Origin of the sequence: Acinetobacter sp. ACNIH2 (assembly GCF_002934965.1) — a bacterium.
Taxonomy (GTDB): Bacteria; Pseudomonadota; Gammaproteobacteria; order Pseudomonadales; family Moraxellaceae; genus Acinetobacter; species Acinetobacter tandoii.
In genome coordinates this window covers 2,785,482-2,811,731 of the sequence record NZ_CP026412.1, presented here as the reverse complement: position 1 = coordinate 2,811,731, position 26,250 = coordinate 2,785,482, and the positions used below count along the sequence as shown (strand labels likewise).

The 26,250-nt window shown below is 42.0% G+C and carries 36 protein-coding genes, 1 tRNA gene and 5 pseudogenes; 14 read left to right on the top strand and 28 right to left on the bottom strand.

Going from position 1 to position 26,250, the window contains the following annotated elements:
* The 26 genes and pseudogenes from C3F34_RS13295 to C3F34_RS13180 all read right to left on the bottom strand — a co-directional run bounded on the left by C3F34_RS13295 (position 1) and on the right by C3F34_RS13180 (position 16,433).
* Positions 1 to 678: a hypothetical protein gene (locus C3F34_RS13295; protein WP_228155299.1), complete on the bottom strand. Its 678-nt coding sequence runs from the start codon at positions 676 to 678 to the stop codon at positions 1 to 3.
* Entirely contained in the window at positions 675 to 1,145 is a 471-nt protein-coding gene (locus tag C3F34_RS13290; RefSeq protein WP_104441802.1) for a DUF2833 domain-containing protein, read from the bottom strand. Before C3F34_RS13290 ends, C3F34_RS13295 begins: the two co-directional genes overlap by 4 nt.
* A pseudogene (locus C3F34_RS13285) lies at positions 1,142 to 3,178 on the bottom strand (hypothetical protein). The gene C3F34_RS13290 and the pseudogene C3F34_RS13285 overlap by 4 nt, the downstream one beginning before the upstream one ends.
* A pseudogene (locus C3F34_RS13280) lies at positions 3,179 to 3,731 on the bottom strand (hypothetical protein). It abuts the pseudogene before it with no gap.
* A 24-nt stretch (positions 3,732 to 3,755) separates the two neighbouring features.
* Positions 3,756 to 4,220 (bottom strand): DUF2829 domain-containing protein, encoded by a 465-nt coding sequence (locus C3F34_RS13275; RefSeq protein WP_228155367.1) that lies wholly within the window; start codon positions 4,218 to 4,220, stop codon positions 3,756 to 3,758.
* 134 nt (positions 4,221 to 4,354) lie between these two features.
* Complete coding sequence (locus C3F34_RS13270; protein ID WP_104441800.1) at positions 4,355 to 4,678, bottom strand: hypothetical protein; 324 nt, start codon at positions 4,676 to 4,678, stop codon at positions 4,355 to 4,357.
* 3 nt (positions 4,679 to 4,681) lie between these two features.
* Entirely contained in the window at positions 4,682 to 5,086 is a 405-nt protein-coding gene (locus tag C3F34_RS13265; RefSeq protein WP_104441799.1) for a Bbp16 family capsid cement protein, read from the bottom strand.
* 9 nt (positions 5,087 to 5,095) lie between these two features.
* Positions 5,096 to 6,091: a major capsid protein gene (locus C3F34_RS13260; protein WP_104441798.1), complete on the bottom strand. Its 996-nt coding sequence runs from the start codon at positions 6,089 to 6,091 to the stop codon at positions 5,096 to 5,098.
* A 17-nt stretch (positions 6,092 to 6,108) separates the two neighbouring features.
* Positions 6,109 to 6,756 (bottom strand): hypothetical protein, encoded by a 648-nt coding sequence (locus tag C3F34_RS13255; protein WP_016166606.1) that lies wholly within the window; start codon positions 6,754 to 6,756, stop codon positions 6,109 to 6,111.
* Positions 6,725 to 7,057 carry a hypothetical protein gene (locus C3F34_RS13250; protein WP_104441797.1) on the bottom strand — a complete coding sequence of 111 codons (333 nt, stop codon included), beginning with the start codon at positions 7,055 to 7,057 and terminating at the stop codon, positions 6,725 to 6,727. Before C3F34_RS13250 ends, C3F34_RS13255 begins: the two co-directional genes overlap by 32 nt.
* Positions 7,057 to 8,570: pseudogene (locus C3F34_RS13245) on the bottom strand (portal protein). The gene C3F34_RS13250 and the pseudogene C3F34_RS13245 overlap by 1 nt, the downstream one beginning before the upstream one ends.
* The gene (locus C3F34_RS20825) at positions 8,564 to 8,737 is read right to left on the bottom strand and encodes a hypothetical protein (protein WP_416333046.1); all 174 of its coding nucleotides are present in this window, start codon (positions 8,735 to 8,737) and stop codon (positions 8,564 to 8,566) included. Before C3F34_RS20825 ends, C3F34_RS13245 begins: the two are co-directional and overlap by 7 nt.
* A gap of 1 nt (position 8,738) precedes the next feature.
* Positions 8,739 to 9,022 (bottom strand): annotated as a pseudogene (locus tag C3F34_RS13240) (hypothetical protein).
* A gap of 72 nt (positions 9,023 to 9,094) precedes the next feature.
* A pseudogene (locus C3F34_RS13235) lies at positions 9,095 to 10,716 on the bottom strand (terminase).
* Entirely contained in the window at positions 10,709 to 11,098 is a 390-nt protein-coding gene (locus C3F34_RS13230; RefSeq protein ID WP_228155297.1) for a hypothetical protein, read from the bottom strand. Before C3F34_RS13230 ends, C3F34_RS13235 begins: the two are co-directional and overlap by 8 nt.
* Positions 11,095 to 11,811 carry a terminase small subunit gene (locus C3F34_RS13225; RefSeq protein ID WP_104441796.1) on the bottom strand — a complete coding sequence of 239 codons (717 nt, stop codon included), beginning with the start codon at positions 11,809 to 11,811 and terminating at the stop codon, positions 11,095 to 11,097. The genes C3F34_RS13230 and C3F34_RS13225 overlap by 4 nt, the downstream gene beginning before the upstream one ends.
* A complete protein-coding gene (locus C3F34_RS20765; RefSeq protein ID WP_104441795.1) occupies positions 11,811 to 12,020 on the bottom strand; it encodes a hypothetical protein in 210 nt (69 codons plus the stop codon). Before C3F34_RS20765 ends, C3F34_RS13225 begins: the two co-directional genes overlap by 1 nt.
* Positions 12,021 to 12,034: 14 nt before the next feature.
* Positions 12,035 to 12,463, bottom strand: coding sequence for a hypothetical protein (locus C3F34_RS13215; protein WP_104441794.1), 429 nt, complete (start codon positions 12,461 to 12,463; stop codon positions 12,035 to 12,037).
* Positions 12,456 to 13,205: an ATP-binding protein gene (locus tag C3F34_RS13210; protein ID WP_104441793.1), complete on the bottom strand. Its 750-nt coding sequence runs from the start codon at positions 13,203 to 13,205 to the stop codon at positions 12,456 to 12,458. The genes C3F34_RS13215 and C3F34_RS13210 overlap by 8 nt, the downstream gene beginning before the upstream one ends.
* Positions 13,202 to 14,170, bottom strand: coding sequence for a DUF1376 domain-containing protein (locus C3F34_RS13205; protein ID WP_104441792.1), 969 nt, complete (start codon positions 14,168 to 14,170; stop codon positions 13,202 to 13,204). The genes C3F34_RS13210 and C3F34_RS13205 overlap by 4 nt, the downstream gene beginning before the upstream one ends.
* Before the next feature lie 63 nt (positions 14,171 to 14,233).
* Complete coding sequence (locus tag C3F34_RS13200) at positions 14,234 to 14,752, bottom strand: hypothetical protein (RefSeq protein WP_104441791.1); 519 nt, start codon at positions 14,750 to 14,752, stop codon at positions 14,234 to 14,236.
* On the bottom strand, positions 14,749 to 14,961 hold the full coding sequence (locus C3F34_RS13195; protein ID WP_016166618.1) for a hypothetical protein: 213 nt from the start codon (positions 14,959 to 14,961) through the stop codon (positions 14,749 to 14,751). The genes C3F34_RS13200 and C3F34_RS13195 overlap by 4 nt, the downstream gene beginning before the upstream one ends.
* Positions 14,958 to 15,125 (bottom strand): hypothetical protein, encoded by a 168-nt coding sequence (locus C3F34_RS20305; RefSeq protein ID WP_158654358.1) that lies wholly within the window; start codon positions 15,123 to 15,125, stop codon positions 14,958 to 14,960. Before C3F34_RS20305 ends, C3F34_RS13195 begins: the two co-directional genes overlap by 4 nt.
* Entirely contained in the window at positions 15,122 to 15,781 is a 660-nt protein-coding gene (locus tag C3F34_RS13190; protein WP_104441790.1) for a hypothetical protein, read from the bottom strand. Before C3F34_RS13190 ends, C3F34_RS20305 begins: the two co-directional genes overlap by 4 nt.
* 188 nt (positions 15,782 to 15,969) lie before the next feature.
* Positions 15,970 to 16,245: a hypothetical protein gene (locus tag C3F34_RS13185; protein WP_104441789.1), complete on the bottom strand. Its 276-nt coding sequence runs from the start codon at positions 16,243 to 16,245 to the stop codon at positions 15,970 to 15,972.
* Positions 16,242 to 16,433 carry a Cro/CI family transcriptional regulator gene (locus tag C3F34_RS13180; protein WP_104441788.1) on the bottom strand — a complete coding sequence of 64 codons (192 nt, stop codon included), beginning with the start codon at positions 16,431 to 16,433 and terminating at the stop codon, positions 16,242 to 16,244. Before C3F34_RS13180 ends, C3F34_RS13185 begins: the two co-directional genes overlap by 4 nt.
* A 78-nt stretch (positions 16,434 to 16,511) precedes the next feature.
* On the opposite strand from C3F34_RS13180, the gene C3F34_RS13175 reads away from it, so the two are divergent.
* The 14 genes from C3F34_RS13175 to C3F34_RS13110 all read left to right on the top strand — a co-directional run bounded on the left by C3F34_RS13175 (position 16,512) and on the right by C3F34_RS13110 (position 25,006).
* On the top strand, positions 16,512 to 17,177 hold the full coding sequence (locus C3F34_RS13175) for a LexA family protein (RefSeq protein ID WP_104441787.1): 666 nt from the start codon (positions 16,512 to 16,514) through the stop codon (positions 17,175 to 17,177).
* A 27-nt stretch (positions 17,178 to 17,204) separates the two neighbouring features.
* On the top strand, positions 17,205 to 17,513 hold the full coding sequence (locus C3F34_RS13170) for a hypothetical protein (RefSeq protein WP_104441786.1): 309 nt from the start codon (positions 17,205 to 17,207) through the stop codon (positions 17,511 to 17,513).
* Between the two features lie 191 nt (positions 17,514 to 17,704).
* Positions 17,705 to 18,079 (top strand): hypothetical protein, encoded by a 375-nt coding sequence (locus tag C3F34_RS13165; RefSeq protein WP_104441785.1) that lies wholly within the window; start codon positions 17,705 to 17,707, stop codon positions 18,077 to 18,079.
* Positions 18,080 to 18,138: 59 nt separating this feature from the next.
* On the top strand, positions 18,139 to 19,011 hold the full coding sequence (locus C3F34_RS13160) for a DUF2303 family protein (protein WP_104441784.1): 873 nt from the start codon (positions 18,139 to 18,141) through the stop codon (positions 19,009 to 19,011).
* A 91-nt stretch (positions 19,012 to 19,102) separates the two neighbouring features.
* Positions 19,103 to 19,561, top strand: a complete 459-nt coding sequence (locus C3F34_RS13155; protein ID WP_228155296.1) for a hypothetical protein — start codon at positions 19,103 to 19,105, stop codon at positions 19,559 to 19,561.
* Positions 19,554 to 19,931 (top strand): hypothetical protein, encoded by a 378-nt coding sequence (locus C3F34_RS13150; RefSeq protein WP_104441783.1) that lies wholly within the window; start codon positions 19,554 to 19,556, stop codon positions 19,929 to 19,931. Before C3F34_RS13155 ends, C3F34_RS13150 begins: the two co-directional genes overlap by 8 nt.
* Positions 19,928 to 20,143, top strand: a complete 216-nt coding sequence (locus tag C3F34_RS13145; protein WP_104441782.1) for a hypothetical protein — start codon at positions 19,928 to 19,930, stop codon at positions 20,141 to 20,143. The genes C3F34_RS13150 and C3F34_RS13145 overlap by 4 nt, the downstream gene beginning before the upstream one ends.
* A 1-nt stretch (position 20,144) precedes the next feature.
* Positions 20,145 to 21,125 carry a YqaJ viral recombinase family protein gene (locus C3F34_RS13140; RefSeq protein ID WP_104441781.1) on the top strand — a complete coding sequence of 327 codons (981 nt, stop codon included), beginning with the start codon at positions 20,145 to 20,147 and terminating at the stop codon, positions 21,123 to 21,125.
* Between the two features lie 12 nt (positions 21,126 to 21,137).
* Positions 21,138 to 22,067 carry a transcriptional regulator gene (locus C3F34_RS13135; RefSeq protein WP_104441780.1) on the top strand — a complete coding sequence of 310 codons (930 nt, stop codon included), beginning with the start codon at positions 21,138 to 21,140 and terminating at the stop codon, positions 22,065 to 22,067.
* A gap of 51 nt (positions 22,068 to 22,118) precedes the next feature.
* The gene (locus C3F34_RS13130; protein WP_104441779.1) at positions 22,119 to 23,630 is read left to right on the top strand and encodes a 3'-5' exonuclease; all 1,512 of its coding nucleotides are present in this window, start codon (positions 22,119 to 22,121) and stop codon (positions 23,628 to 23,630) included.
* Positions 23,618 to 23,935 carry a hypothetical protein gene (locus tag C3F34_RS13125; protein WP_104441778.1) on the top strand — a complete coding sequence of 106 codons (318 nt, stop codon included), beginning with the start codon at positions 23,618 to 23,620 and terminating at the stop codon, positions 23,933 to 23,935. Before C3F34_RS13130 ends, C3F34_RS13125 begins: the two co-directional genes overlap by 13 nt.
* Before the next feature lie 132 nt (positions 23,936 to 24,067).
* The gene (locus tag C3F34_RS13120; RefSeq protein WP_104441777.1) at positions 24,068 to 24,448 is read left to right on the top strand and encodes a hypothetical protein; all 381 of its coding nucleotides are present in this window, start codon (positions 24,068 to 24,070) and stop codon (positions 24,446 to 24,448) included.
* The gene (locus tag C3F34_RS13115; protein ID WP_104441776.1) at positions 24,435 to 24,719 is read left to right on the top strand and encodes a hypothetical protein; all 285 of its coding nucleotides are present in this window, start codon (positions 24,435 to 24,437) and stop codon (positions 24,717 to 24,719) included. Before C3F34_RS13120 ends, C3F34_RS13115 begins: the two co-directional genes overlap by 14 nt.
* Complete coding sequence (locus C3F34_RS13110; protein ID WP_104441775.1) at positions 24,719 to 25,006, top strand: DNA-binding protein; 288 nt, start codon at positions 24,719 to 24,721, stop codon at positions 25,004 to 25,006. Before C3F34_RS13115 ends, C3F34_RS13110 begins: the two co-directional genes overlap by 1 nt.
* A gap of 11 nt (positions 25,007 to 25,017) precedes the next feature.
* Here the strand turns inward: C3F34_RS13110 and C3F34_RS13105 are convergent, their stop codons facing one another.
* Both C3F34_RS13105 and C3F34_RS13100 read right to left on the bottom strand, forming a co-directional pair.
* The gene (locus C3F34_RS13105) at positions 25,018 to 26,031 is read right to left on the bottom strand and encodes a tyrosine-type recombinase/integrase (protein WP_104442353.1); all 1,014 of its coding nucleotides are present in this window, start codon (positions 26,029 to 26,031) and stop codon (positions 25,018 to 25,020) included.
* A 142-nt stretch (positions 26,032 to 26,173) separates the two neighbouring features.
* Positions 26,174 to 26,250: transfer RNA gene (locus tag C3F34_RS13100), tRNA-Val, on the bottom strand.

Genomic DNA, 26,250 nt, shown 5'->3' with positions numbered 1-26,250 from the left:
TTACGACATCCAGTTCCAGTTATAGTTCTGCCATGAAGGTGTTGATGTACTTTGATACCCCTCAGCACCTGACCAAGTTTTATAGCCATTTGAATCATTCATACCCACAGACGAAACATTGCCGCCAGTTAAAGATTCACCACCCTGCATTGGACTGCCTCCGCCACCACCCATCAAAGATGAACCGAATTGATCCATTGCTGCAAGTTCTGCATTTAGACGTGGACGAACAGATTTGGCTTGCGCTGTGAGTGAATTTCGCTGGTTGATGAAGTTGGTTTCCTCGACACGGAATCCCCACGACTTCATTGCAGCGTTATATTTCATATTCTCAAGATCACTTTGGGCCATCATGTCTGTGCTTGCCAAAATATCGATGGCTGAACCTTGAGTGACATCCAAGCCATTTTCAGCCATAGCATTAATCTGGCTTGATTTAAAGGCACCAATATTTCGTTGGTAATCCTCAACATTATTCCGACCAGATTCAATTGCACCACGTGCTTGCTGATCAGCAAGGGTCGCATTGGCTTGTGCCATTTTTGCTTGCTGTTCAAGTGCTTGTTTTTTGGCTTTAAGCTTTAAATAAGTTGTAGCACCTTTAACAGCTGCTTGAGCAATTGCAGCATAGAGGTTGCCACCACCCATGCCACCACCTCCACCACCGCCTCCCATCATGGAGTCACCATGCCAAATGGATGAAATAATTCACCATTTACCCCATGCGGCACAGGATCTTTAAGCTCAAAACCAATTCGTTTTAGATAGCGAATCGCGACCGTATTTTTAGTATAAACGTGATTTATCAATAACTTATAGTTTTGACGTATTTCATTCACGATTTGCAAAGATTGCTTATAGAACTCTTTTGGAAATTGCGAGATATGCGTAGTTCCTAAAAGCCAAGGACAGCCAACGTCTCCAAGTAAGCTGGTACGGCCAACGCCACAGATGAAAAGTAACTTTCCATTCACGATGACTGACCAAGCATCACGCGAATACTTCACACTGGTTTTCACAATAAAATCAAAGTCATCACTAAAATATGCTTTTAACTCTTCTTGATCGGCTGGACGTAAATTTGCAACCAGCATACGCATATCACGTTCAGTTGGTTTGCGAATTTCAATATTTATGCGTGTCATTTGAACTCGACCTCCATCGCCAAAAGTTTCATTGGTAAAGGTTTATCATGTTTTACAGTAATTTGTAGATCACGACTGTAAGGACTGGCAACAGGGATTTGAACAATGCCTGATATAAGACTTAATGGTTGTCCATAACGCTCAAGGCTACGTGGTTTATGTTCGGTGATAGGCATAGGGGTTGGTGTGTCCTGATTCACACCTACAGAAATATTCTGTGTGCCAAGTACACGAAGATAAACTTGTGAGGCTATTTTAGGTTTTACTGGATTTGCATATTGCGCATACAAAGGTAAAGACCCAACTTCCCCTTCATAATTTAAACCAATCCATACATTTGTGAACTTACGGCTAAGCTTGATTTCACCACCTGTAACAACTACGTCAGGTTTATCACCACCATCAGCAAATACAGAGACAGTTTGACCTTCCAACCAATCAAGGCCTGTTAGAGTATCAACTTCCAGACCAGTATATTGATATGAGCTATCAAGCAAACAATGATCATTAAGCTCTAATGGTTGTCTAAGTAAAAGTCGCTCAATCATACGAAAACCATTACGTTCAACAAGCGCATACAGCACCGTCTGATCAGCTTCGGGAATAGCCGCCACCGATAAGAACTTGCCTTGCGTCTCATGTTCAGCCCAAGCCCATACTTGTTGCTGTGGTTCATAAGTAAGCGAAAGCAATTTGCCATCATCACGAACAAAGAAAACCATACTTAATGGATTGCGCACTAAAGCACAGTCAACAATCTTATAACCATCAAATAAGTGAGGACACATGATTGATAAATCCATCACTTGATAATTTGCGTTATAGCCTTGTGACATTGAGATTTCATGGACATGGCCTGTCTGATCCGATGAAAAGACAGCAGCACCACCAATCTGAACAGGCGTTACATCATTTGCACCGACATAAGATTGAGGGTTTACGCTAACACTTGATGCTGTAACAGCACCATCAGCAGATAACTTCCAGACTGCACCACTGGTAAGAATCATTAAATCGCTGATTGGTACCAGGTGCTTTACCCCATTGCCGTCTCGAGCTGCAAAACGGATTTGAATTGAATCTGTATCCTGTAGTGGAATGTGATAGCCAAAATTATCATCTGTTGCAGTACGCGACATGCGCAGCCATTGTGGAGATTGAAAACCACCGCCATAGACTTTGCGTTGGCCATGGTATGCAACTGCTGTTGGATAATACTCGAATGGGTCTCTAATTAATGGTGGTGTGAGTTCCCCATTAGTTTCAATATAGTCATCAGTAAAACTTAATTCTGTTGTTTCACCAATATAGCTTGCAAGGCCTGAACGTAGTTTAAATACGTTATAGCGCGTTGCACCAGTTACCGCATCCCATGTGATTGTGTTGTAGTTTCCAGATAAAGTTAAATCATTCAGCACCACTGCTGTGCGCGTAGATGCAGCAGATTCATTTTCCTCATTCACTGCTGTAACTTGATAAATATATTCACGCTCAACAAATGCATCATGTTGTGCCCCACCTGTGGCATATTTGTCTTCAATATGAGCTGTAGCTGCTGCATTTAACGGTGCATCAAGCCCATACCGACAGTCACAAGCTCTGTTGTCCAGTTGGTTGCTCCACGACGAATGATTTTTCGTGGTGGGTAATTAGGGTGCGTGATCGTAATCACATCTGCTGATTGCGCATAGCGAAGCTGCATTAAGTGTTCAGCAGCATATGGCAATACAATTTCTAATGGCGTGCCAAGATCATTTAACAGCATTCCACCTTCAGCAAAGAAGTTCACCACGCCTTCGCGGATCACCAGTACAACAGCTTGTTCTTCACTGAATACGAATGGGATTAAACGCATGGTACCAAGTGAATAATCATAGTGATGAACATAACGGAAGCCTGCGCGATAAGTCAGCCCACCATACAGTTCAACATAGAAATTTTTACACTTGGCTACCCCTGTTTGATATTTAGCTTGATCAAAACGTCCAAACATCTCAGGGGAAAACAATACCGCCATTAAATGAAAATTGCATTTATCTTGCCTCAATCATTGAGCCTGTAAAATCAGGACGGTTTTCAATCCGGTGTTGTTGTAGGTCGTTCGTAACAGCTTCACCATGAGCTAATTGATATAACTGCATCATCGACATTTGCTTTTGCTCATTCTGCGTCAATGGGCCTGCAATCCGTGCAGCAAGTAAATAAGACAAAGCCAATTTGAACTTCATGGTAATACTGCTAAATCTTTCACATCACGTACATAACGCAGTACTGGTGCTGAATCATCAGTAAATAGATGATCACCTTCAATGTAAAAGCGTGAGCCTGATTCAAGTTGAAATGGTCGAACCATATCGCTCGGCAAAACAAATGCAGTTTGTGCGGTATATCCAGCATCAACGTTCAATGCCATACGATTAACAGCAAAAGTCCATTGGTGCGGATCATCTAATAATTCTTGTCTACAATTGGGTAATAGGTATTACACAAGTTTGCATGTTGTGTTCTTTCATTTAGATCATTAACAACATAGCCCTGTGCAAGATGCGACAGGGCTAGATTGCAAAGATCAACAATTGATCTCATAAGGATTTACCCTGATAGTATTGGTTAGGCAACAACAACCCAATCTTCTGCAAATAGATCACCAGTTGATGGAACCCACCCCATAGCTAAGGTGTCTTGCGCTGTTTTAAGCGTACAGTAAGGTGCAACATCTATATAACCACCAATCTTCTCAGCATGGGCTTTGTTATGGGGATTCCAAATATAGGTGGATTCAACTTGTTTGGATTCCCCTTGGGCAACTACGTATTGGTCTTTGCCATTCCAACCACTACGAGCAACTTTTTTACCTTGTTTCAATGCAATAAGCGCATCACCAAAACTTAAAGAGCCACTGGACTTATAGGATTGTTCAAACACATCTTTAGGAGACCATGAAATATAACCAGCATGACGTTCGTCGTTTGGCTTGCCGCCATCCACATATTCGACTAAGTAACCTTGTTCAGTTGGATCTTCATTTTCAGGAATCTGCCAACCGCGATAATCGTTATATTCACCGCGAGTCATTGTTGTTGCTAAAACTGATTTGGTGCCAACATATGCACACAAAGCATGCGCTAATAATTTCTTGTTCATTTTCTAATACCTTTCGCTATGGATTCATTAGGTAAAAGCCCGTACTGATACGGGCTTTGATTGGCTTATTTTTGTGAATTTTTAGCAGTCAAAAGCTCGACGATTTGAGGATTGGTTTCTTCACCAGTCAGCTCAATACCAGCCTTTGCAGCTTCTAAAGTGAGTTCTGCCTTGTTCATGCGTGAATATGCAGGTGGTTTATCTTCCGAATCAGATTCACCTGAACCTTGTGTTCCACCAGTTGGGGTTGAAGCAGTTACAGGCTTAGGATTCACATCATCAAACCAAAGCGCAGTTTCACCTTCAGGTACCAAAAACACTTCATTTTCTTGGATTAAGCGGTCTTTATAAAAACCCTTTTGATTCGCACGTACTTCCTTCTGAGTCATTTATTAAGCCCCTGCATAAACTGGATAAGCAGCATTCACATCACGATGGTCAGAAATGTGAGCAAACACGGTGCCTGCTGTGAATGGACCACTCGCCACAACATAGTTCAAACGTACATAGCGTTTCGTTTTAACTGGAAGCATAACTTCTGCCACTGTGCCAGCAATAAGCTCTGCACCAGTGTAAGCACGCGAAGTTTCAACTGTTTCCCAAGTGCTATTGTCATTGGACTGTTGAAGCTGCACAGTGATGGTTGCCGTAGTTGGTGAAAGGTTTTTACCTCGCACCAACACTGGAAGGCGATTCACGCTAGTTGAAGCTTTCTGCAAATCTAGCGTATCTGTTGATACCGCTGTGACTGTAATAGCCTGATCAAGCGACATCACTAATAATTTATCGATAAACATGGCAGCTCCTTAAACCACACGAGATTCAGTGTTTAGCAATGCATCAACACGACGAATTGGAATACCATCAAATTTAGTCACTGTGCGGCCACCTTGTTCATCAGTGGTAATGCGTACATTCGACCCTTTAACGCTTTGGCGACGTAAGAATGAAGAAATTGTACGGTTTGCATAAATAGCAACACGACCAGAAGTTTTACGTGGCAATAACTCAGCGGCTTGTGCAAGCAAGTCGAATAGATCAGCACCTGCGCTTGCATCTTTGGTTAGTGCTGTAACATCGATGTTGGCAATACGAACAATCGCACGCCAGTCACGAACAGTTACACCAGCATTCCATTCAAAGTGAGTTCGTAATACCTGATGCATCATTCCACCAGCTTCTTCTTTGGTCGCTTCACCTAAGTTACGGATTTGCAAACCTGCTTTGGTGCCACGTGGGTAAATACCGTGAACAGTATCTTTGTGCCAAACCACAAACCAAATTGAAGTGTTGTTATTACCAGTACCACCAGCATCTAAAATGTTGCGCTTATTTGCAGGGTTGGTTTGTGCAATGTCATTAAAACGAGGGGAAAAACCTGTAAATGCAGCAGGTGTATCACGCGAGTTACCATAGAGTAATGTTTCACCCATAGTTTGACCCATACCTTCAACGAATGCCGCATCTTCACTTGCACGCCATTCTTGAGGGTTGCTTTCCATTTCATAAAGCTTTTTATCAACTTCTGAGTAAGTTTCTAAAAGACCACAAGTGTCACGAATTGCAGCAGTTGCTGCTTTCTCAGCAGGGACACCGTAGTTCAATAAACGCCAAGCACCCTTAGGTAAGCCTGTACGAATAGTTGTCTTGTGTCCTGTGCCATCGTTTGCTTCAATCCATACCATATCGTCAAGCATCTCATTGCTTGCGCTTAAGATTTCAATAACCGCACTTTCGGGCGTTTGTCCGTAACGTGCAGCTAGATCCATCAAGGTTGGTTGTAATTGTGCGATTACAGACATATTAAGCCCTCTGTTAGTTATTTATCGCCATACCAAAGTTGTCCAAGACTTGGCGTTGTTGTATTTGATCCTTGACCTGTAGTTATGCTGTCTGGTTGCAACAGTTTGCCTACTTCAGTCATAAAGCCAATTACATCAGGGTGATTACCAAGTCCACTCATGTATAGAATCTTAGAGATTTTGTCGCCACGGGGTAAGCTGAAGGCACGTTGCGCTGTCAACAGGTTAGCCTCTAATTTATCCCCACCGTATTCAGCATCTGCTTTAGCCGCATCCACCCAAGATGCAATTGCTTTTTGCTGCTCTTGAACTTGGCGCTGTTGCATTTGAACACCTAAATCAACAAGCTTTTGAACAGCTTCTTGCGGCATTTTGAACTGTTGACCAAGCTCCTGAAGAACCTTTGAATCATCACCATTCAGCTCAAAACCTTCAGGCATAGTGAAGTCTGCATAAACGATAGGCTGTTCGGCTGGTTGATCTTGACCTAACAATGTTTGTTGCTGTTGCTGCTCAGTTGTTGTCGTTGCTGTAGTTTCAACAGCAGGTGTAGTTGTAGCCTGCGTTTCTACAGTTGTGGTTGCTGGAGTGGTTGTTTCACCAGGTGCAGAAGCTGTTGTTGTGGTCGAAGTATCAGTCGTTGTTTGGTTGGTTGTTTCGCTCATGGCTCACCTTCTCATTTAATGCATTAAGTTTTTTGAAATGTTCACTTTGCATGGCAATCCATGCGTCAGAATTTGCTTGGGTGATTTCACCAATGATGAAAAGCCCCATCTCTCGACGGCCTTCCATAAAAGCGAAATCACTAGGATTGGCTCCACTGGCGTAAGTTGGTTGAAAAATTGCTGCACGATTAATTAAGCGTTGTAAGAAGCGTTTTCCGCTATCAGTCTTAAGCACTGAACGCAGATCGTTAAGCTCATTCTCGCGCTCGTTCTCAATTTCTTTGGCGTTATCACGATTCATTAGACAATACCTCCTTCAATCGCAAGATTGCCTAATGCCTCTGCATCCGTTTCACCAACTGTTTTCATTGTGTTGGCTTGCTGTTGCTGAGTTTCAGCTTGTGCCTGTGCCAAAGCTTGTTGCTGTGCAATTTGCTGTTGCTGCGCACGTTGAGCGCGACGTTGGTCAATTTGTTTTTGGTTGCGGAAAATCGTAGGAGATGCACCAATAGTGTCTGCGTACTCGTCGATATACTTATCCGAATCAAACTTATCCAATACATCTGGATTGATTTGTGCAACGGTAGAAATCATTTGCAGCATACGTTCAAGATTGGATGCACCAGTAGCACGCTGCGCCATTGCCAAAATAGACACAAAATCAATTTTTAGGTCCGTACCTTGGATTTGTGGTGGTGCTGAATCACGTAAAAACTGAGTGGTCTCTAAAACACGACTTACACAAATTTCAACCAGTGGACGTAATAGTTCATCAATTTGACGTTCCACCACTGGTCCAAGCATCAGCATCTTTTCAGATTTGCGCTCATATACCTCAGTAGCTGTCATCTGCCCTTTGTCGTACTGATCCAGCATTAAGAACAAATCTTTGTACATTGCACGATTAATACGATCTTGGTTTTGCAGAATAATGGTATTCACACCACCTAAATCAAATTGCACGTTCAACATAGGCTGAACTTGTGCGACTTGGCTTGTCGGAGTTGGATTGTAGTAAGCAATACCATTTGGCAGAGTTTCTTTCTCTTGGCCTTTCAGGTATGACGGGATCAACATTGGTGGGCTAACTTGATAATCTACCCCCTTAGCAATTTGTTGATGTCCTTTCTGCAATGCGCGTAAATCACCTAAACAATCGCTTGCAGGTGATTCACCATAAACATCACTGCTTGATACCGTCCAACGACCTACAATGACCTCAAAACTCTCTAAACCACTTTCACGCAATAATTTCTCTTGCTCTTTTTCCTCAAAGTAAACCGAAGCAAAAGGCATATTTTTAGCGCCATAGCCTTTTGCGTCCTCACGTGGATAAATCGCATGATGAATCGTGTATTCCTGTTCGGTGTTGTCATTTTCAAATGCTGATTTGATTTGATCTGAAACATTCTCTATCCCAAATTGTTTAACAATGTTGGCAACGGTTAGTTTGAACTTGCGGAATACACCATTGGGTTTATTGAACTGATCCACGGTGATAGCAAATTCACCAAAGGACATAGGAATCATATCCATGAGCTCAGCATCTGGTGAACGTGGTGCCAAGGCAGCACATGTACCAAAAGCACCTTCTTGCAGGTAGTTGTTGTGCATGGTGCGATAACATTGCTTTTGGCAAATGTTGCATAACATACGTCTTGCAAGTCCTTGAGCCATTGCTTGACCTGAATGTCTTTTTTCAACATTGGATCAGACGCTTCAATTACAAACCAAGGTCGGCTTGGTGACATAGTTCCAGACAACATACCTGCTGCAAGAACCTTCAAAGCATCCTTGCCTGTGTTATCTACAATCTTGCGCCATGCTGAACGATCATGCTTTTCCTGATTCTTGATTGACTTAATCGCACAGGTAAAACATGCAATGCAATCTCAGCACAATGATCGTCATAATCATTGACGCGGTTTTGCCATACTGTATCGAAACGCTTTTTAAGCTTCTTGATTGCATCTGCGTTCATATTAGCGCCCTAAAAGAGTTTTTTTGCCCAAACGTAGTTCTTCATCATTTACGCCTGTTGTGTCGGTATACAAAGTATTAGCGATGCCGCCAGACATAGAATTTTGTGCTTGTTGTGCTCGATCAATTACAGCCGAAGAATCTGCTGCTTTACTTTCCTGTTTTGTTGGCTGTGCAGGTGGAGCCACAACCTGTGCTTTCTTGGGCTCCATACCAAATAGTTTGCAGTTCCATCAAGAACGCTATTACCACCAATCAATAAATCACCAATATTGCTGCTACACATGGTCATATCTCCTCGTTTGTGTTTTCACATTCTGACATTGGCACTTCATAGATTCCCCCTTTGCTGTTGACACTACTCATACGGATCATATTCACGACGTGCTCTTGATCCATGAACCATCTGCATGATGTGACGCTTAGGTGTATCTATCTGTGCCATGATGATTGCAGAGCCACGGTCAGGACTTCGCCCTATACGCTTCACAATGTCCTCACGTGATTCAGCCTTGATGTTCTTGCCCTGTAATGACCAACGCGGTGCAGTCAGGTCGGCAAGTAATTTAGGATCATCAGGAAGTGCAACAATGCTGCCGTATGCAGGGTCTAATGCTTCGCGGAACTGCCACCAAAGCTGTGAACGTAGATTGAAAAAACTCAACTGGCCTGAACGGTCGAATGATGTAGCAGCTTGGCGCACATCAACTGGTACTACATGCATGCCTGATTGATTAAGGAAGTCATAAGGACTGGCACCTACCCCAATCACATCAATATGAATTGGCGCATGGTCACGGGTATTACCAACGGCAAACGAAGCTACACATGGGCCATCAAGTGAATCTGCACCAGCCAATAAATCTGCATCTGCATACCAGTATTGATAACGTGCATATCCAATCGTTTCATCACGTCCACCGCGTGCAACGTCCAAGCCGTATGAATCCATTTCAAAGACACCACGATTCAACATGCGCATTTCTTCGTATGGCTTCCAACGTGCCTGTGCAGCTTCTACCCATGCAGTCGGAATGATTTGCCATGGATCATCTTCAATACCAGCACTGAAATCACCGTAGAGCATTTGAGACCTCAAAGGTTCAGGCAGGGATTGCAAAGTATTCATGTAGCCTGTTTCCATGTAGTACTTATTGTCTGTGACACGCGCAGGGATAAACGTCCGTGATTTAGGCTTGATGATAAATTCAGGCTTAAATTGCTCTGGATCGAACTCATAGCAAGGCTCACCATCAACCAAAACAAACTGCTCAGGTCGCGCAACTTCCTGTTCCTTGCCACCGATCATTGCGAAATAACGAAGCTCACCAGGTTGTGCAGGGTTTGGATAACCCTTCTGCAACCATGGTGCGAAATAATCCAATACCCAACGTCCCTCTGCGGTTGTTGGTGGGTTGAAGGTCAGAAGGCATTTAGGCTTGATGTTGGGTCACTGGTACGATTCCACCCCATGATGAAGCGTGCTTGTGATTCACGAATCTCTGTAGCCTCATCCAGTGCCTTGAGATCATGTGCACGACCTTGCCAACGCTTTTCATCACCGATGTTATCCAGACCACCAAACTCTAAAAGACGGCCATTATCCAAACGCCATGCAGATTTTTGAGAGTTGAATCCGTTCTTATGCCCAACAATCTCTTCAATGCGCTGAACAATACCGTCCGTCTGCGCTTTCTCACGACGTACAATCAACACACGCTTATGGATATTCAGTGCAAGCCCTGCGAGTAAATCCGTCTTACCACCACCTGCTGCGCCACCGTAGCCAATCACATCAGCCGTGGATAAATATGCAGCCATTTGAGGGCCTTCAAGCGGAAACCAAATTGGAGCATTTGCAAGCAGCTTAAGTACTTCTCTGTGCTCGTCTTCATCCAGTGACAGCAAGTACTGCTCAATTTCCTTTTCTGTCATATCAGCAAGTAAGGAAAGGATTTCATCGTCAGGGTTTTTAGACATGCTCACCCTCTTTGCACACAGGGCATTCAACTAGTTCAGGAATAACAACCTGATCCTTGTCATCAAATTGAATCACACCCATTGCAGACCAGTACAACTTGCGCAATTCAGGTGTGTCTTGCAGGTGGTGAAATGCAAGCTCAAATTTGTATGTGCATGAAGTATTGTGTACTTTGCTTTGTTGATCTTCTAAACATTCAACAATTTCTTCATAGACACGTGGCATAACTTTATCTAAATCATTCATTTCAAAATGATCTTTAACAAATCTCAAAGTCATCTCTAAAAATTTAATGCGTTGTTTTTGTCGGTTAGAGTATTTTCTCCACTGTGTGTTTGCTTCTGCCAAATGGTTGACTTCAAATTCTTGTTCACTTGTCATTTCGCTTTATCCTTCGCCTTTTTAAGCTTGGCAATCGCAGATAGTTTTTTGCTGTTGGATGTGGTTTCGGTTAATGGATTTTCTGGATCGTTGCTATGAACCAACTGATCCTTGAACATTCCGATGTGCTGACCTGCTTTGATCAATGCTGCTACTTGGTCATGAAATTTAATTTCAATGCCGTGCTGCGTCTCTTTGACACCTGCATACAAGAGCTTTGCTTGATCACTCACGCGAGTTGTATCTTCGATATAGGTGAAGCCGTGTCCTTGCCCTCTGCATTCAGGGCATTTAGGGTTTGGCTCTTTGGTTCGGTCAAAACCAAAGCCACCATCACAATCAGGCGGTGGCAGTTGTCGTGCTTTGGCTTGATAAATTGCATTGTGATACTCGCCATTGGTCCACTGGTAATAATGATCTTCACCCCAGCAATAACGGCAATTCACACGTACAAAACGCTGTAACTCATTGGGATCAGCCGTAGCCATTTCCCACAATCGATTTAAAACCTTGTCTTGGGTAATCTTGTTGCGTTCAGCAAGTTCAGCCTCGCCCTTTGCAATCGCTTCCTTCACACTAAGTTTTGCTAAGTTCTGTGCTCCAATCTCGTTTGCAGTCTTTGCTGAATATCCAGCACGAATTGCCGCTTGAGTGGCGTTACGATCCTTCAAATACTCTTCAACAAATCGTTGCTGTTTCCCACGTAGAGACATCAAATCACCTCCTTGTAGCAATACCTGTTGCAGATTCTTCGGCACATCTCATGGGATATGTCGTATTTGTGCGCCAATTGACGATAGGACAGCCCTGAAGCATGAAGCTGACGGATATTCTTAATATCGCTCTCAGACACCTTAGGCGTTGAACTACGCTTCACCTTGTCTTTGACATGGAACTGAGTCAGGAACGCAAGTACTGGCATATTTTTAATCCCTCCTAAACGCTCATGCCCCAAATCAACATGCCAGCATCACGCTGCTCCTGATTTGTTCGACCTACCCAACCAGTGAGACGATTAAAATCTTCTGAATTGGTTTTAGATTTTGTTGGCTTCACTTCGACAACTGGCAAACCTAAGTGCTGTGCCATCTGCACAAGTAACTTGCCTGTTGCATGGTTTTCACCAACACGTTTTGAAATCTGCTCATTGACCGCAAGTGATTTCTTCGCACCGCTTCTGAAATTTGCTTTCTTGTTTAACCAACCAGCTTCAATCACAACTTTCTTGATCATGTCTTGTTGGTCGTGAAAGAGTTCAACCACATCTGCAAACTTGAGATTCTTCAGCTCAAAATGCGATTTCCCCAAAACTGCCACACCCGATTTTTCTAAATCAGGATCGATACCGATGATGATTTTAGACATGAGCACCCCCAACACGTGCATCAGCCCAATTACACTCCACTACGGTTAAACCATCGTGCTGGAAGCGTGACCACAATCGGTCCCCTAGGTCATCACGTAATTTTTTCAAGGTGAAGTTTGAAATCAACATGGTCGGTTTTTTGCAGTCGTATCGCTTGGTTAAAACTTTGTGAACAAGCTCAATGCGCTTATCACGGTCATGCAATCCGTATTCATCCACGATCAACAAATCGTATTGAGAAAACTCATAAATCACAGCTTCCTCGGATTGATCTTTCGTGTCCTTGTCCCATGCGTTCATGATCCGCTGTGCAATTTCTTCACTGGTGATGCAACGCGCTTTAAGCCCACTTTTCAGAAGATTCTTAGCCGTTGCACAAGCAAGGTGTGTTTTACCTGTCCCTGTCGATCCAACCATGATGAAATTTGAGTTTTGTTTTTCAGCAATCCGTTTTGCAAAGTTTGCACATTGGCTCAATGCATTCGCTTGACCTTGGGTGGTGGTGTTGTAATTCGAGAATGACGAATGTGCATGTCGATCTGGAAGCATTGCCCCTGCAATGTGCTTTTCAAACACTGCTCGATTTGTTTCTGATTGGTGTTTAGATCGATCAGCATTCACGTATTCACTCGCACACATAGGGCAAATCAAATTCCCACCTGCCACAAGTTTTTGAACTTGGTGCAGCTCACAAACAACCTGTGAGACTGCATGATTACTGAATTGAAAATGTGCGTTCATGTCATGCCCTCAGGTAGTTGGACTGTGCCGTGAAACGGTTGATCGTTTTTGGGTTGGTTGTCCCAATCGTCGTTGACGTTCTTGTTGTCGTGCTTGGCCTTGCTTTTGGAATCAGTACCAGGTTTTCGCTGCTTGAATTTATCAATGAGCCATACAGCAAACTTTCGGGTTCGCTGGTTTTCAGTGAGGTCTGGTCTGTTTTCCCAATGGGCGTTGAAGTTACCAAGGTGAAATTGGTAATCAGGCATGTTTAAAACGGATTCAGCCTGAGCACCTACGCTTTCACGAATGACGTTCAGCAAGAAATTTGAATCGGGTTTCCAAGAGTCGTCTTGTTCAGATTTTTGGTTCGCGTCTTGTGTGTGTTTATTAATATCTATTCTATTTACGTTCTCTTTACTCTCTATTGCGATCCCCTGACTATTCGGGTCGGTATCGCCCCCCGATACGGGTTGCGATCGTGACTCGACCATTTTGGCAATCTTTTTAGTTAACGCTTTGGATTGCGGTGCGATACTTTTTAGTCGGTAAACTGCATCGCATAGCTGACCTTCCAACTCAGAAGTATCAATATCAATACTCCATCGTTTTGCGTTGCCATGTGCTCCAGATACAGCATTGGCAAGCTTTTCAATCCAAGCCTCTAATGCTTTCTCTGCAACAACGTGGTGATATAAACGTCCATCGCCACCATCAATCCAACCACGTAAAACATGTTCTTTTACTTTTTTCCACTTGGTACCCATACCCGATAGATGCGCAAGCATCTTGTCATTGTTGGGAATACTTGCCGCAGGGATTTGCGACCACGATTTCAACCAAAGCGTCATACTTGCAACTTTTTCTGAATCATCTCCAAGAATCCATGTTTCAGAATTCAAAAGACGATCAATTTCAATCGGCATGTATGGAAAATTTGATACATCACACTCTTTTGGTGTTAGTGGAATTTTTGAATCACTCAAGCCACACCCCCTAATCGAATTGCGGCAGCACCGATCACCATAAAAATGAACAGCAGTGCTTTATTAAGGTCCTTCATGTTGCCACCTGTTTTTCACATGCTGTGCCCAACCTTTGCATGGCTTCATACGCTTCTTGTCTTCACTGGTCGGGCAGTCCAGATTCTCAATATCTTTATGGCAATAAAACACCGCATCCGATTCCAAAGCATGAGCCAAGTCAGATTGAGTCGTAAGACAGTGATTTGCGAGAGTTCCGCAGCGATATGCACATGATTCGCATAGCACATCTTGATTAGGTGCTTTCTGAGCCAAGATCAGCCCATTCAAAGCACCATGGAAACTAGGTGAGATTAGCTTTTCAATCGCATATGGATGCATACCGCCATTCGTTACCATGTGCAGATAAAGAGTCTCATCACATGATTGAGCGTAATTCACAGCTATATTCAGAACATTACCAAGCAAGCCCAACAGTTCATCATGAGACTTATCACCAAAGCTGTTTTTAATCGCCTGTAAGCGTTCATCCTCAGACAATTGGATAATGTCTGTTAGAGCGAGAATTGAAGTGTTGTCGATCATGCAGCACCTCGCATCAAAACCAATTGTTTTGCAGTGACGGTACGTGCTGAAATATCAGGACCAAATGACCAACGGAACTTGGCATAGACATGCACAATTTCGCAGTTATCAATGCGCATAGTTGCAGCCACGCGATAAGCCCAGCCATCCAAACGAACAACTTGACCAGGCTTGAAACGAGAACGGGTTTTAGGGCGACGTAGGTTCATGCTGTAACCCCATTCGCTTTTTGCTTTTCTTCGCGCTGCTTGAACACACACTCAGCATGGATGACACGAAAACCTTTAGCGTCTTGGCGCTTTTCAAAATGCCCTGCACCTTTTGCAACGAAGTGCGTGCAGTAATAGCAATAACCACTAAAGCGATTTCTCATGACTGCACCTCGAATACTTTACGAAGCGCATCAACCACCATTTTTATTTTTTCTTCCGAACCCCACCAGCCATAGTTAAAGTCAGCATCATGTAAACCACTGTATTTTTCACCAGTGAAACCTTGAGGCTCAGAATCATCTAAATAAAGGATTACTTGACCAACTTCGGGACGATGTGAAAAAGGCGCAGGCACTTCGATGCCGTTGATAGTGATAGTTTTTGGCTTAATACGGAAAAAGACCTTCCGTTCATCATAAAATCCAGTGAAAAATAATTTCGTAGAAGTGTCGTCTGTGTCTGGAATGAAATCAGTCCAACGAATTTCATCCCAAGGTTCTAAAGAAATCTGAACCTTTTCACCAGCCAAAGCAGCAGCTAATGCAGCCTTACCATCAATTAGATCCTCAAATCCTTTAACCTTGATAGTTTCCACTGCAACAGCTTTCAAACCTGATGTTTTATCGTTGATAGATTTACATTCGACCCATTTACTGTTGTTTTCTGAATAGGTGTGAAAAATGCCTGTACTTGATTTAAAAACAGGATAATCAGGTCTATCACTTGCGACAGTGATCGAGTAATTCGCATCACTTACATCATTTCGATTCAAGACAACTAAGTCCTGTTCTGAAGGATTCAATGCTGTATTCGTCATGCTTCTTCCCCGTCATCCAACCCAGAAACAAACAAAGCCACTGGAGCCGTTTCACCTTCAATAATCAAACAGTGATTGCACTGTTCCCCGTTAAACTCTGGACATTTGCCAGCACACTTATGTTCTGTTAAATTAGTCATGTTCTTTAATCTCTCTGGTTGATGAACAACTAAGCCTGATGTCAGATATCAGGCTTTTTCTTTGCTTAAATTCCCGTGAATCCCTTCCAATCCCTCTGAAAAGCTCACCTCAGTAGACAAGTCCCGCACTAAAGCTCCTAATCCCAAGCGCTCAAAAGATTTTGCTTGTAAATTAAGAACATGCCACTCACCCACGATTTCTTTTTCAAGTAAGAAAGCGAGGTATTGAGCAAGGTCTTTACCCTTAATTTCAGCGAGAGTTTTTGCTCGTTCATGGATCTCTGGAGACAAGCGAACATGCGTAGATTTCTTTTCAAGACTCATACTTTCACCATATGTGGTTGGTGCTTAATTGGTTCCTTACCTTCCGCTAAATCACGGATTTGGTATTCCCTTGCTAATGGGATTTTATTTTCAGGCCATTGATAAACGGCTGACGGCTCGATTCCAAGAAGTCCAGCCAACTCAACCCCATTTACCTTAAGCAGCTCATAAGCTTCTTGCTTGGTCATTTCCAACATCCTAAAAAATAAGATTTCTTATTATTTAATCAAAGAAAACTTATAAAAGCAATATGTAAGATAACTTATATGGAAAAGCAAACTACTGGTCAGCGCATACGTGCGCTTAGACGCTCGAAAAAACTTACTCAAGTGCAGCTAGCTAAGATTGCAGGCGTAAGTTCGCCTGCTGTCACGGAATGGGAAAAGGATAGCTATTTGCCAAAAGCGGCCTCATTAGAGGCAATGGCAAATGAGTTCGGAGTCACGACTGAATATATCCTGACTGGTAAAGGTGAAAGTAGTAGCAGTTCATCTAATGTGACTCCTATCTCACCTAAAATGGCTCCAGTACTGTCATGGGTTCAGGCAGGTGTATTCACCAATGTTGAAGCAATTGACATGACTCAAGTTGAGGAATGGCTCCCTCTTCCAGAAGATTGTGAAGACTGCTTTTATTTGAAAGTACAAGGCTCAAGTAACGCACCCATGTTTATCGAAGGTGACTACATCCTGGTAGATCCTCACGTTCAATACAGCGATATTCAATCTGGTGATTTAATTGTTGTTCGCAAATTGGATGGTGCGACATTTAAAAAACTGGTGATTGAACCTGATGGCTCAAGATACTTACAAGCCCTTAATCCTGACTTTAAGCCAAACATCATACATCTCGATGAAGAATGTGTTTTTGTGGGTGAGGTTATTGATTCTGTTCGCTATATTTATAAAGCAAAGCGAAAAATTAAAATTTAACAAACAAAACAATACGAGTTATTTTTAATGAAAATCATAAGGTTCGCACCTCTTGTTTTAGGTTTGGCTCTCGTTGGATGTGGTGAACCTCAGATCACTCAAGATGAGTATGATGAGATGGTTAGTGAAAAAGACGCAAGAATTGAGGAACTAGAAGGTCAAGTTCAGAGCTTGCAAGAACATGTTGCAAACCTTGAAAGTAAGGCTGATGAAGTTAATGCTCAATTTGAAAGATTTCAAAGTGAAAATTGGCGTGATGTTGTTCCTGATGCTGAAAGTAGCTTAGAAGATTTGAACAGCGAAATTGAAAATAACTCAGAATATTCAGCATACTAATTAGATACAGAAAACCCTACTCGATCAAACCTAAAGCCCATTTTAACGCGGGCTTTTTTATTGCCTAAATTTTTTGAAATAAGTTTTCTAAGTAAAATATCTAAGATTTCTTATAATTCCTCTTGATTGAAAAACTAAGTTTTCTTATATTTATCTCACCAACAACAAATCTGAAATGTTAGGTGAATGCTATGTCAGCTAAAAACACTTCATTCAGCCAAACGCTTTCTAACCTTCAACGTGGCAGCACAATTGAAGAATTAGATGAGCTTTTAACTGAAGCGCTTCAAGCAACTCAAGACACAGGTAAGCAAAGCACTATCACTGTGAAACTCACTATTAAACCTAACGGTAATGGTGTGTACAAAATCATTGATGATGTGAAGTCTACGCTTCCTAAATTCGATAAAGAGCCGACTGTTCTATTTACAGATCGTGATCAACAGCTTGTTCGTGAAGATCCACGCCAACAAAAATTGCAGTTGGAGCATATCGATTCAGCGCCAGTTGAGCTCAAACAAATTCCAATTGGAAATGAAAAACCTGTAATCAAGCCATTAAGTTAATTAATTAACTTTGGAATATTTTCTTAAATATCAACAATTTTAAATAGGTTTATTAAAAAATGAGCGAAGCTAAAAATTCAAGCGAATGCCAAAATGCTTTCACACTTGGTCAAACTTCACTGCAACAAACACGTGGATTGCCATTTGTTGTAATTCCAGACAATGGCCGTGTTCATACATTTGAAAACACACTTGAGCGCCCTTTACATCTTGAGCAAGCTGTAAAACTAGATACTGCTAAAGACTTCATTAAATATGTAGAGCGTTTTGCAGATCAAAACTCAATTATCTTTGTGAATGTACTTAGTGGTCGTTTTAAAGCTGTTCTTGATTACCACGAAGTTAAAGAAAAATCGGACGATGGTGTGGTAGCTGCTCCACGTCACGCCAAGCATGTCGCAAATTTAACAGTTGAAAAAACCACTGAGTTTAAAAAAATTGAAGCCAGCTCAGGTGAAAAATTCACTCAAACTCAGTTTGCTTTGTTCCTTGAAGATGTAATGCCTTACATCAATCAACCGGCAGCAGCTGAACTATATGAAATCGTTCAAACATTGAATGCAAAAACGAATGTTGATTTCAAATCAGGTATTCGCACTGACAACGGTCAAGTTCAACTTCAATACAACGAAACGATTGAAGCGCGTGCAGGTGTGTCTGGTAATTTGACCATTCCTGAACAAATCGTATTTGGTATTCAAGTTCACCGTGGCGGTGAGCACTATGCCCTTCCTGCTCGTTTCCGCTACCGCATCAAAGATGGAAATATCACCTTCTGGTATGACCTTGATCAGCTTGAAAAGGCAATCGAAAAATCAATGGAAGATACCGTTGATTACATCCGCAGCGGGAAAATCGTCACCAATCAAGAAGAACAGGCCGTATTACCAGGTGTTCCTGAATACGTAACCATCTTGGAAGGTTCTGTCTAATTTACTTAAATTTTAAACGAAAAAAAGCCCCGAATTTTTGATCGAGGACGGGGCTTCTTTAGGGGGTATAGCGAAAGCTATAGGAGGGATTATGAACATGGTTTCTTTTAATTTCAAATCGGTTTTGTGTGGTTTAGGTAGTGCAGTGGTTATGACAGCAGTGTTTGCTTCAGTACAAATGTATCAACCAGCAAAGCTACCAATTGAAGAGCAGCAACAAATTACTGTTTCTTCTGACAGCTACACAGTGGATGCACTTGATCTTGGGCCATATAACGACTGCCGTCGTGATTGCCATGCAACGCTCCTTGCAGCTAATGACAGTTTTTTGATTGAAGTGAACTTCGATTATTCAGGTTTTGATAATGGCAACGGCTTCAATCGCTCTACTGGTATTCAGATAGATCGTCTTGAACCTGAGTTCGTTGGTGATGAATCAGGTGAAGAAATTAATGCATACCTTGACCGTTATGAGCTCACCAAAATCAATGAGGCGCTTGAAGAATCTATTGCTGTGAAACTTCAAAAGTTGGGAGGTTCTCATGGGTGAACTTATCGTGATTAAGCATGGTTCTAAAGGTCAGCGAAATGAGCTGCAAGCACTAGTTTATAGAATGCTATGCCATGTTGTTCCTAAAGACTATAGCGAAATCAACATTGGCAAATCGACTATTTACGTGTCGTTAGAAGGCTTCCCATGGCAAACCATCAAGTCACGCGATCCTATAAACAGTTACCTCAATGGTGAGAAATGGGGTTGGAACCCACTCAAAGTGAAGGGTTCAGGTCGTTTCGGTGGTGGTTGGGCATTTAAGTTTGGCATTACCTCTAATCAAGATTTTCGTGAATTGATCATTGATGTAGGTATCGGCTCAATTAGTTTGGAAATCATGGGGAAACGTGGAGGATTTTTCTTATGAAAATTAAGAAAATCACCTCTCAAACCCGTCGAGATTTCACAGCAATTTATGAATGTGAACACTGCGGAAATACTGAAACACGTGATGGTTACGATGATGAATTTTTCCATCGTTGCGTAATACCAGCAATGATTTGCGCGAACTGCCAGCGTACTGCTGATGAAAGCTACCGCCCTTTGGCACCTAAATATTCTGAAAATCAGGTGGTTTGATATGAATACCCAAGTCAATCGCGACCAGTTTCTTGCAGGTCGTAAAAAAGGAATCGGTGGTTCAGATGTTGCTGCAATCCTTGGTTTCAGCCCATACAAGTCACCATACCAATTGTGGTTAGACAAAACTGGCCGTAGTGAACGCTCTGAGTCTCAAAGCGAATCAGCACACTTTGGTCATCTTCTTGAAGATTTGGTTGCAAAAGAATATTCACGTCGTGCCGGTGTAAAGGTTCAGCGTGTAACACAACAATTAAGTTTGCCTGATCATCCTTGGGCAATTGGCAACATTGACCGCGCAATTATCAATCCTGAAATTTCAGGCAACGTGCGATTCAAAGATGGAAAGCTCACAACTGACAGACTGCTTGAATGCAAAACGGCTTCTGAGTATCTAGCAAAGTTATTTGGTGAAGAAGGCTCAGACCAAGTACCAGACTATTACCTAACACAGTGCCTTTGGTACCTACTACTTTCAGGCTGTGAATTTATTGATTTAGCAGTACTGATCGGTGGCAACAAGTTCCGCATGTATCGCATTGAACGTGATGAAGATTTGATTGATTCAATTTTTCGTCAAGTTAAAGCGTTCTGGTTCAACCATGTGGTTGCTGATGTCCCACCCGATCCAACTTGTTTTGATGATGTATTGCATCGCTGGTCTAAGCAAGTTGTTGGTAAACAAGTCGAAGCTGACTTAAAGCACATCAAATTAGCTGAAGAGCTCATCACTGTTCAGAATCGCCAAAAGGCTGACAAGGCGCGTGAAGATGAGATCAAGCTACAGATCGTTACCACCATGCAAGATGCAGAAATGCTGATTAGCCAAGGCATGACTATCTGTACCTACAAAGAACAATCCTCTACTCGTATCGACAGCACGCTGTTGAAAAAAGAAGAACCTGATTTATTTGCGAAATACAGCAAAACATCCAGTACGCGTGTTTTCCGTACCTCAAACAAATTTAAAGAAGCAATTTAAGGAATATTTATCATGAATGCATTAGTTCAAAACACTGGCTTTTTAACTCCTACTAACCTTCAAGAAGCGATGCAAATTGCTGATTTATTGGCGAACTCTGAAATTGTCCCAAAGGACTATCAGAAAAAGCCTGGCAACATTTTAGTTGCTATGCAATGGGGTGCTGAAATTGGCTTACAACCACTTCAGGCCATGCAAAACATTGCAGTAATTAATGGTCGTCCTTCTCTTTGGGGTGATGCTGTTCTTGCCTTGGTTCGTAGTTCAGGGTTGCTTGAGCAATTTGAAGAGACTCAAACCGACGACGTTGCAACTTGTATCGTTAAACGTAAAGGCCATAAAGCTGTTACCAAAACATTCAGCAAGGAAGATGCTAAACGCGCTGGGTTATTAACTAAACAAGGTCCTTGGTCTCAATATCCACGACGCATGATGCAAATGCGTGCACGTGGCTATGCATTACGCGATGAGTTCACGGATATTCTTAAAGGTTTTGGGGTTGCTGAAGAAGAGCGTGATAAAGAAATTGATGTGACTCCTGAGCCATCAAATATCAAGAAGCATCAAGGTGCATCTGGTCTAAAAGCACAGTTAGAACATCGTGAACAACAGGACAAGGTTGTTGATATGGCACCTGAGTTCGACACAGCAGCTCTAATTGCAGAAATTGCTGCAGCAGAGTCACTGGATCAATTAAAACAAGTTGGTTCCACTGTGCCAGATGATTTAGGTGAACCGGCTCAAACAGATATTAAAAATGCCTATGCTGCAAAGAAATTCTACCTTCAGTTGGTTGTTGATCTTGAAGATGCAGCAGATGTTGAAGTTATCAATTCAATTATGGGTGAACGATTTGAACCTAACACTTCATATCTAACTGACGAACAGATCGACAAGATCAATTCGATTTACGAACGCAAAGCAGCTGAATTAACAGCATAACTCTGGCATGTGGTGCCCTCATCGATGAGGGTGCCAATAGTGAGATCAAAGATGAATCCAACTATTGAACAACGACATGCCATTGATATGGCGATTCAAGGACAATCTTGCAAAGTAACTGCCTATGCAGGTGCTGGTAAGACATCAACACTAAAATTAATTGGCAATGCAAAGTACAACCAACACGGCATGTACCTAGCATTTAACAAGGCAATTGCAACTGAGGCACAGTCTAAATTCAATCACAATGTGAAGTGCAAAACCTTTCACAGTCTTGCATATAACTCTGTGCCACGTTGGTTGACGAACAAATTGAAGAATCGTCGCCTTATGTCTAACCAGTTGGCATACCGCCATAACCTTGAAAATTATCATGTGCCTGTCGCATTGGTAAAACAACGCGGTGAAGATGATAAAAAACGCTTATTCAATTCTAAGCATATGGCTAATGCCATGTTGAATGCAGTTGGATATTTCTGCCGTTCAAATTACAACGAGATCCAACTGGCGCATGTATATGCTGCCCTACCTGACTGGATGGATGACACCTATCGTGCAGAGTTGGCTAATGTCCTTTTACCTAAGGCATATGACTATTGGGGCGATGTACTCAATCCTACAGGGGTGAACAAATTAGAGCATGATCATTACTTGAAGTATTGGGCTTTAAGTAATCCAGTGATTAATTCTGATTTTATCCTGTTCGATGAAGCTCAAGATGCCGATCCGATCATGCTGAATGTGTTGAGTAAGCAACAAGCGCAAGTCATTTATGTGGGTGATCGCCACCAACAAATTTATGCTTTCAGAGGCGCGGTCAATGCCATGCAATCTCTAGAAATTGCCGAGACACGTTTAAGCCAGTCATTCCGTTTTGGTGAAAATATTGCTGACCTTGCCAATAAGATTTTATTCAATGTCTTGGATGAAACTATTCCATTACGTGGCTTTGAACAGATCAATTCTAGTGTTGGTGATGTCAGTGACGTGATTGCAGATGCATTCATCTACCGTACCAATGCTGCTGCCCTATCGAACATGGTTGAGTTGGTAAAAATTGGACGCGAACCACGTTTAGAGGTTGATACAGCCTCCTTGTTGAAAAACATTCAAGATGCTCAGAAGGTTAAATCAGGCATCAAGGTTCACGATGGAAGCGTATTTGAAGGCTTTAGCAATTGGGAAGAAGTTATTGAATATACCGAAGAAGTTTCAGGAAATGACCTAAAACCACTGGTTAGTCTAATTAATACAGTTGGTGAATCTGCTTTGATTGAAGGATTGATGAAAAGCAATTCAAGTGATTTTGATTGTGTTGTGACTACGGCCCATAAATCGAAAGGTCTGGAATTTAACAAGGTCAAACTTGGTGGTGACTTCTTTTATAAGGAAGCGGCTGCACCTGGTGAAAAAGTTCTATCTGAAGATGAAGCCCGACTTCTATATGTTGCTGCTACACGTGCCAAAAAAGAATTGGATATTTCGGCTTTAAATCCACTGTTCAAGGCGATTGGCTACAGCACTCAAACTCAACCTGAAGGACGAGAATTATGCGCGCAGTAGTCAAACCAAAGAACCTCTTAGGATTCAAAATTTGGTTAGAAAAACTAGGTTATGACGTAAATGCATTAAACGGTGGTTTTGCAGCAAGAGCTAAAAGCCGTGAAGCGCAAAAGGCTTATAAAAAGTCACATCATTATATGCGTGTAGGTGCCGACTTATCGGGTAACACCGCAGCACATGAGCTTGGGACTGAGTTTGAAAGACACCTTGCGGCACCTGATCAAACTTGCACACCGAAAGCAGAAAAAGAAATTCTGCATATTGTTAAAGGTGAATCACATGGAATGGGTTATCTGGTGGCTTGAAGTGATGTTGGCAATAAACGGAACACTAATTATTAATTTTGAATTATGGCGATATTGAGCAAAATTATGCGCAATTCTCTTAAAAATTAAAGGTTTTGCGCAGATATTTGCTCATAAGAGATAGGTGAAGTGATGGGTATTCAGAAAGAAAATGATTTAATTCAAGAAGCCTTTGAGGTCGAAGCTGATGAAATGGGGTTTTGCTTAGATCAAAAATGGGGTGACTATGAAAATCCTTATGAGAATAGCGATACTGCCCTTGCATTCAACCTTTTTAAAAAAGGTTGGCAAGCCAAATCCCAAGCGGTGCCTGACGGGTTTGTTTTGGTACCGAAGGACGATCTGATGACAATTTTATGCAACTGCTCTGATGCTATGGAGAATGAATCAACATCCTCTGTCTTTGATGAAACAGGCGAACCCTCCACTTGGTTCGATCATCATGTTGAGGCTGAGAGAAGAATATTAAAAGCAATCCCAAATGCACAGGAGCAAAGTCATGACAGCAATTGAATTTGTTCAAAAGTTTGGCTGGGGTGCATCTCAATACTGGACTGGTAGGTTTAATGCTGTTAATGAGGTTGAGGAAAAATTTATAAATACCCAGTTTAGAGACGATTTAAAAAAATATATAGATGCTTATGAGTTGGTGCAGAAGTTTGGCGGGCTGGAAGAAGCTAAAGATGAATACTTTAGTTGTATTCAAAATAATGAGAACGGCTCGCATATAAGTGAAGCCATCACCCTTGTTGAAAGTGTGGAAAGTTTGAAGGAGGTGACTTGATGGGAGCTTTAAAATATACAATTACAGTTGAATCTGATGTACCTCCAAAGATTTTCTTAGGATCTGATATCGGTGGTGCAACGGTGGTCGGGATGCAACAGGAAAAGGTTGAATTGGTATCCGCTGCGGATATTGCACAGCGACATGGCATTTCAGTTGCAACCGTGCGCAGACGTCTAAGTGCTATCAACCAAGGAACTGAGGGTAAATTTCTCTATGACCCAGTTAAAGCATCCCAGTTATTAAAAGACAGCACATCTAAACGTGGAAGAAAGAGAGCTTGTTAGCTCTCTTCTTTTTATGAATTAAACATTTCAACCAGTTCATCTGCATCTGGGTTGTAATAGACATTCACTAGAACTTCAATTTTTTTATGGCCAGTAATTTTGGCTAATACCTCTACTGGTAACTTTCTAATTTTAACCATTCTGGAAATTGCTTCATGGCGTGTGTCATGAAAATGAAAATCTTCAATTCCTGATTCTGCCTTTCTTCGCTCCCATAACTTTCTGAATGCATCAGGGCTTTGTGGAATGATTTGCTCATCCTCATGCGGAATCAGAGCAATCAGCTCTTTGGCAAACTTAGATAATGGCACATTACGTTTAGAGCCATTTTTAGTTTTTGGAAGGTGTACATAGCCGTCATAAATTTCTGAACGCTTCATGTTCAGAATCTCACCCTTGCGCATCGCTGTTTCGATAGCAAAAAGAAAACCCCAAGCAACATAATGCTGTGGCAATGTCGGTACCTGCCCTATTTCATATTCCAAGAGCTTCAACATCGTATCAATTTCAGTCTGAGAAATTCGACGGTACCGTGATTCAGGTTTGACTGGCTTCGATATTTGCATCCAAACATTTGAATCCAACAAGAACATTTCTTTTTGAGCATATGTGTACATTGCTGAATAGAGTGAAATCTCTTTAAGCACAGTATTTTCTTTTACTTCAGTACAACGCTTATTTCGCCAATTAGTTAAATCGAGTGGTGTAATGTCATGAATATTTTTATGGGCCAACTCACCCATCTTTTTTTCAAAGGTTTTGTACTGCGTCAAAATCCAATCTTTAGACTTTGTATGCTTGCCTACTTTGTCCCAATAAACATCAAATAACTGCTTATAGGTGAAAACAGGTTTTTCATTTATTGGAGCATCTTCTTTGGCACCTGCTTTCAACTCAAGTATTTTTATTGCTGCCCACTGCTCACATTCTTTTTCTGTATCGCGGGTTGCTGAGTAACGCTTTCCATCGAACATTAATTCAATTCGATAGGCATCACCTCTTTTTCTGGCTTTGGGTAATTTCATCGTACAGGTCTTGGCGTAATCTTGGCGTAAATTATGGCGTATTTTTACCAAAAAGAGCAACAAATGCACCAATTGCGCCAAATTACATGCAAAAAAAAGACCTACAAGTTATTGATTTTAACTGTAAGTCTTTGATTTTATTTGGTAGGCATATCCAGACTCGAACTGGAGACCTCTACGATGTCAACGTAGCGCTCTAACCAACTGAGCTATACGCCT